This is a genomic window from Streptomyces lancefieldiae, from assembly GCF_031845825.1.
Taxonomy (GTDB): Bacteria; Actinomycetota; Actinomycetes; order Streptomycetales; family Streptomycetaceae; genus Streptomyces; species Streptomyces lancefieldiae.
In genome coordinates, this window is sequence record NZ_JAVRFH010000057.1 from 1 (window position 1) to 11,528 (window position 11,528).

At 70.7% G+C, this 11,528-nt stretch carries 12 protein-coding genes and 1 rRNA gene; 10 read left to right on the forward strand and 3 right to left on the reverse strand.

Annotation, left to right across the window (positions count from 1 at the left end; genetic code table 11):
• The 9 genes from rrf to RM812_RS34540 all read left to right on the forward strand — a co-directional run.
• Positions 1-74 (forward strand): 5S ribosomal RNA (gene rrf, locus RM812_RS43395); the annotation flags it as partial.
• A 64-nt stretch (positions 75-138) separates the two neighbouring features.
• Positions 139-783: an HAD family hydrolase gene (locus RM812_RS34505; RefSeq protein WP_311582184.1), complete on the forward strand. Its 645-nt coding sequence runs from the start codon at positions 139-141 to the stop codon at positions 781-783.
• 40 nt (positions 784-823) lie between these two features.
• Positions 824-2,062 carry an MFS transporter gene (locus RM812_RS34510; RefSeq protein WP_311582187.1) on the forward strand — a complete coding sequence of 413 codons (1,239 nt, stop codon included), beginning with the start codon at positions 824-826 and terminating at the stop codon, positions 2,060-2,062.
• A complete protein-coding gene (locus RM812_RS34515; RefSeq protein ID WP_311582190.1) occupies positions 2,013-3,185 on the forward strand; it encodes an acetoin utilization protein AcuC in 1,173 nt (390 codons plus the stop codon). Before RM812_RS34510 ends, RM812_RS34515 begins: the two co-directional genes overlap by 50 nt.
• Before the next feature lie 329 nt (positions 3,186-3,514).
• Complete coding sequence (locus RM812_RS34520; protein WP_311582192.1) at positions 3,515-4,330, forward strand: phosphatase; 816 nt, start codon at positions 3,515-3,517, stop codon at positions 4,328-4,330.
• Between the two features lie 129 nt (positions 4,331-4,459).
• Complete coding sequence (locus tag RM812_RS34525; RefSeq protein WP_004984898.1) at positions 4,460-4,672, forward strand: helix-turn-helix domain-containing protein; 213 nt, start codon at positions 4,460-4,462, stop codon at positions 4,670-4,672.
• Positions 4,673-4,782: 110 nt separating this feature from the next.
• Positions 4,783-4,881: a 30S ribosomal protein bS22 gene (locus RM812_RS34530; RefSeq protein WP_003948845.1), complete on the forward strand. Its 99-nt coding sequence runs from the start codon at positions 4,783-4,785 to the stop codon at positions 4,879-4,881.
• Positions 4,882-5,091: 210 nt separating this feature from the next.
• Positions 5,092-6,153: an NAD-dependent epimerase/dehydratase family protein gene (locus RM812_RS34535; protein WP_311582206.1), complete on the forward strand. Its 1,062-nt coding sequence runs from the start codon at positions 5,092-5,094 to the stop codon at positions 6,151-6,153.
• A 14-nt stretch (positions 6,154-6,167) separates the two neighbouring features.
• Positions 6,168-7,256: a lysophospholipid acyltransferase family protein gene (locus RM812_RS34540; protein ID WP_311582208.1), complete on the forward strand. Its 1,089-nt coding sequence runs from the start codon at positions 6,168-6,170 to the stop codon at positions 7,254-7,256.
• Between the two features lie 71 nt (positions 7,257-7,327).
• Here the strand turns inward: RM812_RS34540 and RM812_RS34545 are convergent, their stop codons facing one another.
• The 3 genes from RM812_RS34545 to RM812_RS34555 all read right to left on the reverse strand — a co-directional run bounded on the left by RM812_RS34545 (position 7,328) and on the right by RM812_RS34555 (position 10,923).
• Positions 7,328-8,575, reverse strand: a complete 1,248-nt coding sequence (locus RM812_RS34545; protein WP_311582211.1) for a DUF5667 domain-containing protein — start codon at positions 8,573-8,575, stop codon at positions 7,328-7,330.
• A gap of 273 nt (positions 8,576-8,848) precedes the next feature.
• Complete coding sequence (locus RM812_RS34550; RefSeq protein WP_311582214.1) at positions 8,849-9,640, reverse strand: ECF subfamily RNA polymerase sigma factor, BldN family; 792 nt, start codon at positions 9,638-9,640, stop codon at positions 8,849-8,851.
• 353 nt (positions 9,641-9,993) lie between these two features.
• Positions 9,994-10,923 carry an HAD family hydrolase gene (locus RM812_RS34555; RefSeq protein WP_311582217.1) on the reverse strand — a complete coding sequence of 310 codons (930 nt, stop codon included), beginning with the start codon at positions 10,921-10,923 and terminating at the stop codon, positions 9,994-9,996.
• Between the two features lie 171 nt (positions 10,924-11,094).
• Here RM812_RS34555 and RM812_RS34560 point away from each other — a divergent pair, with 171 nt between their 5' ends.
• Positions 11,095-11,454: a glutaredoxin family protein gene (locus RM812_RS34560; protein ID WP_311582309.1), complete on the forward strand. Its 360-nt coding sequence runs from the start codon at positions 11,095-11,097 to the stop codon at positions 11,452-11,454.
• The last annotated feature ends 74 nt before the right edge of the window (positions 11,455-11,528 follow it).

Consider the following 11,528-nt stretch of genomic DNA (forward strand, 5'->3'; position numbering starts at 1 on the left):
ACCCGGAAGCTAAGCCTTACAGCGCCGATGGTACTGCAGGGGGGACCCTGTGGGAGAGTAGGACGCCGCCGAACAATTATTGATAAGGGAAACCCCGCACCGTTCCGGTGCGGGGTTTTCTGCGTTTACTGTCTCTGTATGCGCTATGACCTGGTTATCTTCGACAACGACGGCGTCCTCGTCGACAGCGAGCCGATCTCCAATCGGCTCCTGGCCGGCTATCTGACCGAGCTGGGGCACCCCACGTCGTACGACGACTCCCTGCGGGACTACATGGGGGCCGCGATGCACCGGGTCCATGACCTCATCCTGGAGCGGACGGGGCGTCGGCTGCCGGAGGACTTCGACGACGTCTTCCACGGGCGGGTGTTCGCTGCCTTCGAACGTGACCTGGAACCCGTGCCGGGTGCCGTCGGTGTGCTCGAGAAGCTCGCGGCGGACGGAGTGGCGTACTGCGTGGCCTCTTCCGGGAGTCATGAGCGGATTCGGGTGGGGCATCGGAAGACCGGGCTGGACCGGTGGTTCGACGACGAGCGGATCTTCAGCTCCCAGGACGTGGGACGGGGGAAGCCGGCGCCGGATCTGTTCCTGCACGCGGCCGAGCGGATGGGGGTCGCGCCGGGGCGGTGTGTCGTGGTCGAGGACAGTCCGCTCGGCGTGCGGGCGGCTGTCGCTGCCGGGATGGACGTGTACGGGTTCACCGCGATGACGCCCGCTGCGAAGCTCGCCGGGGCCACGCGGCTCTTCGGTGACATGGGGGAGCTGGCTGATCTGCTGGTATGACCACTACCCACGGGTAAGCCGGGGCCCTACGCTCGCCGCCATGACTGATGTGCTGCGGCGCGGTAGGGCCTCGCTCACGTTCGGCTTCCTCGCGCAGGGCGTCGCCTTCGCTCTGCTCGTGACGCGCATCCCGGCCATCCAGGACCGGTACGGCGTCTCCGACGCGCTGCTGCCGGTTTTCCTGGCCGCCGTACCGATACTGGCCGGCGTCGGGAGTGTGGCGACCGAGCGGCTGGTACGGCGGATCCGGCCCCGTCAGCTGCTGCGCTGGTCCCAGCCCCTGGTGCTCCTGGCGCTGCTCGGCGTCGGCGCGGGCGACCGGCTTGCGGGTCTGGCCGTGGCGCTGGCCGCCTTCGGGCTCGCCGTGGGGGCGCTGGACACGTCGATGAACATGCTCGGCGTGAGTCTGCAGCGGTCGTACGGGCGCAGCATCATGCTGGGGTTTCACGCGGCCTACAGTTTCGGCGGGATTCTGGGGGCCTCGCTGGCCTGGGTGGGGGCGCACTGGGACCTGGCGTTGTGGGTGTCGTATCTGCCGGTCGTGGTGGTGTTGCTGCCGGCCGTGTTGGTGGGGAGCCGGTGGTACGTCGACGGGGACGGCACGGGTGGGGCGAGGACGGAATTGCCGCGGAAGGGGGAGGCCGCCGGCGTCGGGTTCAAGGCGCTGCTGCCGCTGTGTCTGGTGATGACGTTCGCGTACATCGGGGACTCGACCGTCTCCAACTGGAGCGCGAAGTATCTCCAGGACGTGCTGGGGAGTTCGGAGCAGCTGGCCACCGTGCCGTACAACGTGTACATGGTGACCACGCTGGTGGGGCGGGCCGTGGGGGACCTCGGGGTGCGACGGTTCGGGGCCGTGGCGGTGGTGCGGGGTGGGGCGGTGGTGGCCGCGGGCGGGTTCGCCGTGGTGGCCGCGGCGCCGGGGGAGTGGGTGGGGATGCTCGGGTTCACCCTGCTGGGGCTCGGGTTGTGCGTGCTGGTGCCGCAGACGTTCGCGGCGGCGGGGCGGCTCGCTGACGAAAGGCACGGTCCCGGGGCGTCCGATGCGGCGGTGGCGCGGCTCAACGTTTTCAACTACGTGGGTTTTCTGATCGGTTCGCCGTTGGTGGGGGCGCTCGGGGACTCCTGGAGCTACCGCGGGGCCATGCTCGTACCGATGGTGTTGGTGCTGGTGACGCTCGTGTACGCCAGGTCGTTCGAGGCTGGGCCGGACCGATACGGTGACGGGCATGAGCGGTCGCGCACAGCTGATGTGGGACGAGGCGGTAACGGGGTATGACTTCGGCCCGGAGCATCCGATGGATCCGGTCCGGCTGTCCCTGACGCGAGGACTGGTCGGCGCGCTGGGACTCGACCGGGAGGTCGAGGTCGTCGCGGCGCGGCCGGCCGGGGAGTCGACGCTGCGGCTCGTCCACCGGGAGGACTACATCGACGCCGTGAAGGCGGCCTCCGCGGATCCGGACGCGGCGGACGGGTCGTACGGGCTGGGGACGGTCGACGACCCGGCCTTCGCGGGGATGCACGAGGTGTCCGCGCTGATCGCCGGGCAGTCGGTGGGAGCGGCGGAGGCGGTATGGCGTGGGGACGCGCTGCACGCGGTGAACTTCGCGGGCGGGCTGCACCACGCGATGCCGGGCGCGGCGTCCGGGTTCTGCGTCTACAACGACGCGGCGCTGGCGATCGCGCGGCTGTTGGAGCTGGGAGCCGAGCGGGTCGCGTACGTGGATGTGGACGTGCATCACGGGGACGGGGTGCAGGCGGCGTTCTGGGAGGACCCGCGGGTTCTGACGGTCTCGCTGCACGAGCATCCGCGGACGCTGTTCCCGCAGACCGGGTGGCCGGAGGAGACCGGGGCGGACTGCGCGGAGGGTTCGGCGGTGAACGTCGCGTTGCCGGCGGGGACCGGGGACGCGGGGTGGGTACGGGCGTTCCACGCGGTGGTGCCGGAGGTGATCGCGGACTTCCGGCCGCAGGTGCTGGTGACGCAGCACGGGGCCGACACGCACTTCGAGGATCCGCTCGCGCATCTGGCGGTGTCGTTGGACGCGCAGCGGGCGGTGCAGGTGGCGTGTCATGAGCTGGCGCACGAGTACGCCGGGGGCCGATGGGTGGCGTTGGGCGGGGGCGGATACGCCGTCGTGGACGTGGTGCCGCGGTCGTGGACGCATCTGGTGGGGATCGCGGCCGGGCGGCCCGTGGATCCGGAGACGGTGATTCCCGAGGGGTGGCGGCAGGAGGTGTTCGCGCGGACTCGGCAGTTGGGGCCGATGCGGATGACCGATGGGCGGTGGCCGGTGTCGTGGGCGTCGTGGGAGGCGGGGTACGACCCTGCGGATCGGTTGGACCAGGCGGTGCTGGCGGCTCGGCGGGCGGTGTTTCCGTTGCGGGGGCTTCTGGCGTGAGGTACGGGTGCTTCGCGTGAGGGAGCGGTGCCTTGCCCGAGGCGCCGGTGCGTTTCGTGGTCCGGCGTGGGTGTCGGCCAGGGGTGGGTCGCGCGGCCCGGCGCTGCGGGGTGCCTCCCCCACTCTCGGCTTCGCTCGAGCGGGGGGACCCCCATGAGTGGGGGGACCCCACCGCCCGCCCGTGCCGCCCTGGGGGTACCTCCCAGGCCGTTCAGGCACTGAGGGAGGCACGACTGCCCGCAGCTACGCGGGGCCGGGGGTTACGCCGACCGTGGGGAGATTTGCGGGTTCCGCGCTGCGGGGGTGGGGGATCCGTCAGCATCGGGACTGTGCTGACCCGTGGAGCTCTTCGGGCTCATCTTCTGGACGTTCGTCTTGCCGGGGTCGTGGCGACTTCCCGGGAGGTGAGTCTGCGGAGTTACCGGTTGTTCGCCGCCCGGGATCCGCGCGTGCTGATCGGGATCGACCCGGAAGGGGACTGGGGGCAGCGGGAACTGCTCGGGCTGATGGCGGAGAGATGCGGGGTTTCGGCCGATCCGTACGACACTTCGGGACAGGATGTGATCGACCCCGATCGAACGCTGGCCGCGCTTGACGCCTTCGCCGGTCGGCTTGCCGCGGTCGCCGAGCGTCGCGGGCCGGTCCTCCTCGGCACCGGGCATCCGCATCGACTCCTCGGTTTCTACGCCGCCTTGGCCGAGGCGCTGTCGGCGGCGGGATGTGCTGTCCTCACCCCGGCGCAGGGTCGCCGTGTCGACATAACGACCCGGTTCGGTCTACGCACGTACATCCTCGACTACGTCCGAGGAGTCGCGTTGGTGCGGGAACCCGCCGCGGGACGCGCCGGAGCTGAGCCCGGCGCACACACCCATTCGCCGCTCCCGGTTCGTACCGCGCTGGCCGCCGCGGCCGAGGCCGGCGGGCCCCTTCCCGAGCTGGTGATCGGGGACCACGGCTGGGTCTGCGGAGCAGGTCAGCTGGGGTTCGAGGCCGTCGGGCCGGCCGATACGGACGATCCCGCGCTCTTCGTCGGGGAGGCAGAGGGGTCCGTGTCCGTGGCCGTTCCACTTGATGACGCTGTGCGGTCCGAGTACTACCGACCGCTTACCCGCTACGTACTCAATCGGGCGTGTCTGTCACGGTAGGGAAGCGATGGGTGCACCTCTTCCCCATTCGCATCACCCGCCCCTACATTGGGGAGTGAGCACGCAGCGACGAAGAGTCACCGGAAGGGGAAGCCGGTGGCCGTCGAGTGCGGAAGGTGCAGGTGTGTCATGGCTGCAGCTGGCGAAAGGCCTCTGAACGAGGTTCAGTTCCTTACCGTGGCGGAGGTCGCCTCGGTGATGCGCGTGTCCAAGATGACCGTGTACCGGTTGGTGCACAGCGGTCATCTGCCCGCGATCCGGGTGGGACGGTCGTTCCGCGTCCCGGAGCAAGCGGTTCACGAGTACCTCCGCGAGAGCTACGTGGGGGTGGAAACGGCCTGACAACCCTCGATTACGACCTCAGCGCTCGGGCGGGTAGGCTAGCCCCTCGTAGGTCGTGTGGGCCCATGGCGCCCAAACAACCGAGTGATGAGAAGTGAGCGAGGGTAGTCGTGGGCTCTGTTATCAAGAAGCGGCGCAAGCGGATGGCCAAGAAGAAGCACCGCAAGCTGCTCAAGCGCACGCGCGTTCAGCGTCGCAACAAGAAGTAGGCGACGCTGCGCCGTCAGCGTGTACCTGTGGCCCCCCACCGCGTCCGGTGGGGGGCCACAGTCGTATCCCGGGTAGCGGGACCCGTCACCCGCGAGTTCCCGTCACTTGCTGCATCCGGCGGTCATCACGGCGCAACACCGACCGGCTAAGTTGGCCCGCAGGCGGGAACGCGGCAGGGTACGCAGTAGTGCGGAAGGAAGGCGCTGATCTTGGGCAAGGTCGTGCTCGTGACCGGAGTGGCCCGTCCGTTGGGAGGCCGGTTCGTACGGCGCATCCAACGTGATCCCGACGTGGACCGGGTCGTCGCCGTGGACGCCGTCGCGCCGGAGCACCATCTGGGCGGCGCCGACTTCGTCCAGGCCGACATCCGGCAGTCGGCCATCGGGCGGGTGCTCGCCGAGACGGGCGCCGACACGGTCGTCCACCTGGACGTCACGGGCACGCCGCTGGGCGGCGGCAGTCGTACGTCGGTCAAGGAGACCAACGTCATCGGCACGATGCAGCTGCTCGGTGCCTGCCAGAAGTCGCCGACCGTGCAGCAGCTCGTGGTGAAGTCCAGTACGAACGTCTACGGGTCCGCGCCGCGGGACCCGGCCGTCTGCACCGAGACCACCGCGCCCAAGTCGCTGCCCAGCGGCGGCTTCGCCAAGGACGCGGTCGAGGTCGAGGGGTACGTACGGGGCTTCGCGCGCCGCCGGCCCGACGTGGCGGTGACGGTGCTGCGGTTCGCCAACATCCTGGGTCCGGGCGCCGACACGCCGCTCGCCTCGTACCTCGGGCTGCCGGTGCTGCCGACGGTGTTCGGGTACGACCCGCGGCTGCAGTTCGTGCACGAGGACGACGTGATCGAGGTGCTGCGGGTCTGCTCGCACGAGCCGCGCCGGGGCACGCTGAACAGCGGCACCTTCAACGTCGCCGGCGACGGGGTCCTGCTGCTCTCCCAGTGCTCGCGCCGGCTGGGCCGCCCCACCGTGCCGCTGCTGCTGCCCGCGGTCACCTGGGCGGGCTCGCTCGTGCGTACGCTGGGGATGACGGACTTCTCCCCCGAGCAGATCCGGCTGCTCACCCACGGGCGGGTGGTGGACACCACGCAGATGCGCGAGACCCTGGGGTTCCGGCCGAAGTACACGACGGCCGAGACGTTCGCGGACTTCGCGCGCGGTCGTGGGGCCGGACTTCTGCGGCCCGAGGCCCTCGCGGGGGCCGTCGACCGGATCGCGGAGCTGTCCCTGCGGGGCAGCGGCCACCTTCCGACGCAGAGCGCCAACTGAGGAGCGCATCAACGATGGCGGACGCCAAGGTCATTCCGTTCGACGACGACCGGTCACGGGGGAGCGGCGCGAGCGGCGGGAGTGCGGCACCACGCCCGCCGCGACGCCGCGGCGGGGGAGGCCGACGCAAGGGCACGGCGGCGGAGTCCGTGCCGGTACGCGAGGTGCAGCCGCTGCCGGTGCCTGGGTCCGCCGCGCCGGACGACGTCCCCGTGCCGGACGAGTCGCCGGGGGGACCGGAGCCGCGGTCGCAGGACGGCGACGGCGGTCTGGAGCGGCGTGTCGCGGGCGGCCTCGCCTTCCTGCGCCGCCGTCTCACCGGCGACTACGAGGTCGACGACTTCGGCTACGACGCCGAGCTCACCGACCAGGTGCTGATGTCCCTGCTGCGCCCGGTGTACGAGAAGTACTTCCGGGTCGAGGTGAAGGGTGTGGAGAACATCCCGGCCGAGGGCGGCGCGCTGATCGTCGCCAACCACTCCGGGACGCTGCCGCTGGACGGCCTGATGATGCAGGTCGCCGTGCACGACCACCATCCGGCCGACCGGCATCTGCGGTTGCTGGCGGCGGACCTGGTGTTCGTGCTGCCGGTGGTCAACGAGTTGGCCCGCAAGCTCGGCCACACCCTGGCCTGTGCGGAGGACGCCGAACGTCTGCTCGCGCAGGGGGAGCTGGTCGGCGTGATGCCGGAGGGCTTCAAGGGCATCGGCAAGCCGTTCGGCGAGCGGTACAAGCTCCAGCGGTTCGGGCGCGGCGGCTTCGTCTCGACGGCGCTGCGGCAGGGCGCACCGATCGTTCCCTGCTCGATCGTCGGGGCGGAGGAGATCTACCCGATGATCGGCAACGCCAGGACGTTGGCGCGGCTGCTGGGCTTTCCGTACTTCCCGCTGACGCCGACCTTCCCGTGGCTCGGTCCGCTGGGTGCGGTGCCGTTGCCGACGAAGTGGACGATCCAGTTCGGTGAGCCGATCCGCACGGACGGCTATCCGCCGGAGGCGGCCGAGGATCCGATGCTGATGTTCAACCTGACGGACCAGGTCAGGGAGCAGATCCAGCACACGCTCTACAAGCTGCTGGTGCAGCGGCGGTCGGTGTTCTTCTGACCTCTTCGGTGGTACGGGGATGGGGGTGCTCCTCATGCGAGGGGCACCCCCATCCCCGTACTCTCACCGTCTCAGTCCGCGTCCTCCGCTTCGATGCCCAGGCCGGGCAGGAGGCCGGGCAGGAGGGGGGGAAGGGTGACGTCCGGTTCGGTGGGCGGGGTGTTGCCCCCCGTGGACGGGGAGGCGCTGCCGGTGTTCTTGGGCGGGTCGAGCAGGTCGCCGGTGCCGCCGCCGAGCAGGCCGTCGTCCTCGTGGCCGGGGGCGGCCGACTCGCTGGGGTGTCCGCTGTCGGGGCGTCCGCCGTCGGGCGTACCGGTGCTGTCGGCGCCGGGGGCCGACGAGGGTCCGGAGCCGGGGGTGTCGGTGGTCGCCGATTCGGTACCGCTCTGCTGCTCGCCGGCGTCGCCGCTGTCGTCGTCCTGGGCCGGCGGCTGCGGGAGCATGGACTGCAGCGGGGCCACGTCGTCCTCTATGGCGTCGAACACCGACGACACCTGCTCACTGACGTCCCCGAGCTGCACGGGCAGCCGCTCGCGCAGGGCTCCCCAGGTCTCACGGTGGGAGCGGGAGAAGGTGGAGAGGGCCTGCATGGGGGCCAGCGATTCGGGGTCGCGGGCGTAGGCCGCGCTGAGCAGGCGGTGGCCCTCGGACGCGTCGTGCCGCATGCCGGACAGGGCGCGGCGGACCTCGCCGAGCGACTCGTGGTCGAGGGGCCCGCTGCGGCCGCGCTCCATCAGCCGGCGCGCCTCGCTCAGCCGGGTCGACGCCAGGTCCAGGTAGGCCCGGCCGCGCTCGTCGTCCCCGTCGGCGAGGCCGAGGCGGAAGTCCTCTATGCCGCGCTTGAGGCCGTAGAGCGAGTCGCCGGGCAGGGCGTCCGAACTGGCGGCGGCGACTCCGCCGAGGGCTCCGGCGGCCACACTCACGCTCAGTCCGCCCGCGGTGAGGCCCTTGGCCAGCCGCGAGCGCGGCCGGAACCTCTTCAGCGGGGTCGCCCGGTGGCTGCCGCGCGCCCGGCGCTGCGCCGGAACCGACGTGTCCGTCGCCCCGCCGCCCGCGGTGCCCTCCTGGAGCATGGCCTCGAACGCGGCCACCAGTTGGGCCCGCTGGACGACCTTGACCTCGGGATCCAGCTCGGGCCGGGGCAGCGTCCGCAGACCGGTGGCGAGGGTCAGTAGACGACCCTGCTCGGTCTGCTCCGCGGTGGCCCCGGTGGTCGCCGGTCCTCCGGACTGCTCGGCCGCCGCCCCGGGATCGGACTGCTCCTCCAGAGCCTGGGCGAAGGCGCTCGCCCGCCGGTGTGCCGATACGTTCGCGATCACTGGCGGCACCTCCTCTCGTCATGACGGTCGACTCCCCAGGGGGTCCTGAGGGTTGCACCCCCTGACCGGAAGCACCCGATCGTGTGATCGAAGACGGCCAGGGGGTGACCACAGGGAGCCTGCATCCCGCACAACGAGCGGCCCGGCACTTGGGTTACGGACGGTGGGTGATCGGACCGAGGACTCAACAGGCTTTCACGGAAGGTGACTTGGAGAATGCGGAGAGTTCTGGTGGGGTCGGGCCGGCTTCGGCGCCCCGAGGGCGCCGAGGGCTCAGCGCGCGTCGTCCGGGAGCAGCCGGGCGAGGGTGCGTACGGCCCGGTACTGGAGCGTCTTGATGGCACCCTCGTTCTTGCCCATGACGCGGGCGGTCTCGGCGACCGAGAGGCCCTGGAGGAAGCGCAGGGTCACGCACTCCTGCTGCTGCGGGTTGAGCCGTCGTACGGCGTCGAGCAGGGCGGCGTTGGAGAGGGATTCGAGGACGGAGTCCTCGGGGGAGCGTTCGACCTCGTTCGCGTCGAGCATCTCCCCGGTGGTGACTTCCAGCCGGAAGCGGCTGGACTTGAAGTGGTCGGCGACGAGGTTGCGGGCGATGGTGACGAGCCAGGCGCCGAAGTCGCGGCCCTGCCAGGTGAAGGTGCCGATGCGCCGCAGGGCCCGCAGGAAGGTCTCGCTGGTGAGGTCCTCGGCGGTCGCCTTGCCGCCCACGCGGTAGTAGATGTAGCGGTAGACGGTGTCGCTGTACTGGTCGTAGAGCCGGCCGAAGGCGTCGGCCTCGCCGGCCTGGGCCCGCTCGACCAGGTCCATCATGCGGGCGCTGTCGCTGTCGGCGGCGGGGCGGCGGTGGGTGGTGGCGGCCCCGGACGAGGACGACCGCGCGCGTCTGCCGACGGTGGCGCTCCCCTCGGCCAGGGCATAGCACGGGCCGACGGGGGCGGCGGCCGCGGCGAGGGCCGGGACGGCATACGCGGTGGGGACGAAGCCGCGCAACAGTTCTTGGGCTGATTTGACCGTAGCGCGCAGCGTAGCCAGGCCCGAGGCGTCAACCCCGACGTGTGGGTACACGGGACTCCCAGAGGCAGAGCTTCCATCACGTGCAGTACGGAACCATTCACCCGTCGTGGCGACGGTGGGGCACCGGAATGCGTCTGAGGAGAATAACGCTTCGTACAGGCCCTGCTACGCCCAGTTGCTCAAATCATCGATTACGTCGCTTCTGTGCCCGATTGACGCTCGATCGAGTGCGCCAGGGTGATCGGTTGGTGACCGAAATGGTTCGGTTTCCTGGTGGCTACAGAGCGTGTTGTGGCCGATGTGAGTAAAGGCGACTGGGGAGGGTGTCCCGCGGGTACGTCACACGGATTGGGTCATCGCACGGGTCGGGTCATCACGCGGACGGGGGCATCACACGGACTCGGTCACCGACGGCGACGGTGCAGCGCGATGGCCGCCGCGGTGCCGCCGGCCACCGCGCCGACGCCCGCGGCCGCGGGGATGCCGACCTTGGCCGCCTTGCGGCCCGTGCGGTAGTCGCGCAGGCGCCACTCCAGCTCGCGGGCGTGCTTGCGCAGCTTGGAGTCCGGGTTGATCGCGTAGGGGTGGCCGACCAGCGACAGCATCGGGATGTCGTTGTGGGAGTCGCTGTAGGCGGCGCAGCGGGACAGGTCCAGGCCCTCCGCCGACGCCAGCGCCCGCACCGCCTCGGCCTTCGCGGGGCCGTGCAGAGGTTCGCCGACCAGCCTGCCCGTGTAGACGCCGCCGATCGACTCGGCCACCGTGCCGAGCGCGCCGGTCAGGCCCAGGCGGCGGGCGATCACCTGGGCGATCTCCACCGGTGCCGCCGTGACCAGCCAGACCCGCTGGCCCGCGTCCAGGTGGGCCTGCGCCAGTGCGCGGGTGCCCGGCCAGATCCGCTCGGCCATGTACTCGTCGTAGATCTCCTCGCCGATGGAGCTCAGCTCGGAGACGCGGTGGCCCTTGACGATCGACAGCGCGGAGTCGCGGGCGTCCTGCATGTGCTCCGGGTCCTCGAACCCGGCGAGCCGGAACCACGCCTGTTGCCAGGCGAACCGGGCGAGGTCGCGGGTCTCGAAGAACTTCCGCTTGTACAGGCCGCGGCCGAAGTGGAACAGCGCGGCGCCCTGCATCACGGTGTTGTCGAGGTCGAAGAAGGCGGCTGCCCTGTCGTCACCGTGGACCGGGAAGTCTGGTTCCTCGTCGGAGGCCGTGACGGTCCCAGTGTCTTCCTGGGTGGACTTGCGAGCGGCCTCCGCCGAGGCCTCGCCTGCCAACACGCTCCGCGCCGTGGCGGAGCGCCTACGGGGAGAGAGCCATCCGAGAGCGGCCATGTCCGTGAGCATAGCCAGTTTGTTCGGAGGCTTCGGAGCCGAGAGGTTCGGAGGCTGTGAACTCTGGGCGACCGCGGCGTTAAAGGGCCGGTTCCACGGGCGCGTCGCCGGGCCGGCCCGGCGGACGGACCGCGCACCGCCGAGGGGTCGGTCCACGCCGTGCGCGCGAGAATGGCCGGCATGAGTCCGCTCTTCCGCCGAAAGCCCTCGCAGACCCCGCAGGCCACGCAGACCGGGCAGACCGGGCAGGCCCCGCACGCCCCGCAGTCCCCTCAGCACTCCGAGAAGCATCTCGTCACCCTCATCCGCAAACCCGGCTGTCATCTGTGTGATGACGCACAGCTCGTCGTCGAGAAGGTGTGTGCCGACCTCGGGGTCCCCTGGGAGGGGAAGGACATCACCCAGGACCGCCAACTCCACGACGAGTACTGGGAACAGATCCCGGTCGTCCTCGTCGACGGCAGGCAGCACACCTTCTGGCGTGTGAACGAGGAACGCCTGCGCAAGGCACTGACCGAGCAGTCCAAGTAGTCCGGATGGTCGCTTAGGATCGATGGCGACTTGGTCTCGGGGGCGTTGATCGTGAGGAGCGTGTGCGACTTTGC

Bases quoted from the DNA above. Each gene is read 5' to 3' on its own strand.
- RM812_RS34560 (WP_311582309.1), top strand. From the start codon at position 11,095: ATGGCCGGCATGAGTCCGCTCTTCCGCCGAAAGCCCTCGCAGACCCCG.
- RM812_RS34515 (WP_311582190.1), top strand. From the start codon at position 2,013: ATGAGCGGTCGCGCACAGCTGATGTGGGACGAGGCGGTAACGGGGTAT.
- RM812_RS34540 (WP_311582208.1), top strand. From the start codon at position 6,168: ATGGCGGACGCCAAGGTCATTCCGTTCGACGACGACCGGTCACGGGGG.
- RM812_RS34555 (WP_311582217.1), bottom strand. From the start codon at position 10,923: ATGGCCGCTCTCGGATGGCTCTCTCCCCGTAGGCGCTCCGCCACGGCG.
- RM812_RS34510 (WP_311582187.1), top strand. From the start codon at position 824: ATGACTGATGTGCTGCGGCGCGGTAGGGCCTCGCTCACGTTCGGCTTC.
- RM812_RS34525 (WP_004984898.1), top strand. From the start codon at position 4,460: ATGGCTGCAGCTGGCGAAAGGCCTCTGAACGAGGTTCAGTTCCTTACC.
- RM812_RS34505 (WP_311582184.1), top strand. From the start codon at position 139: ATGCGCTATGACCTGGTTATCTTCGACAACGACGGCGTCCTCGTCGAC.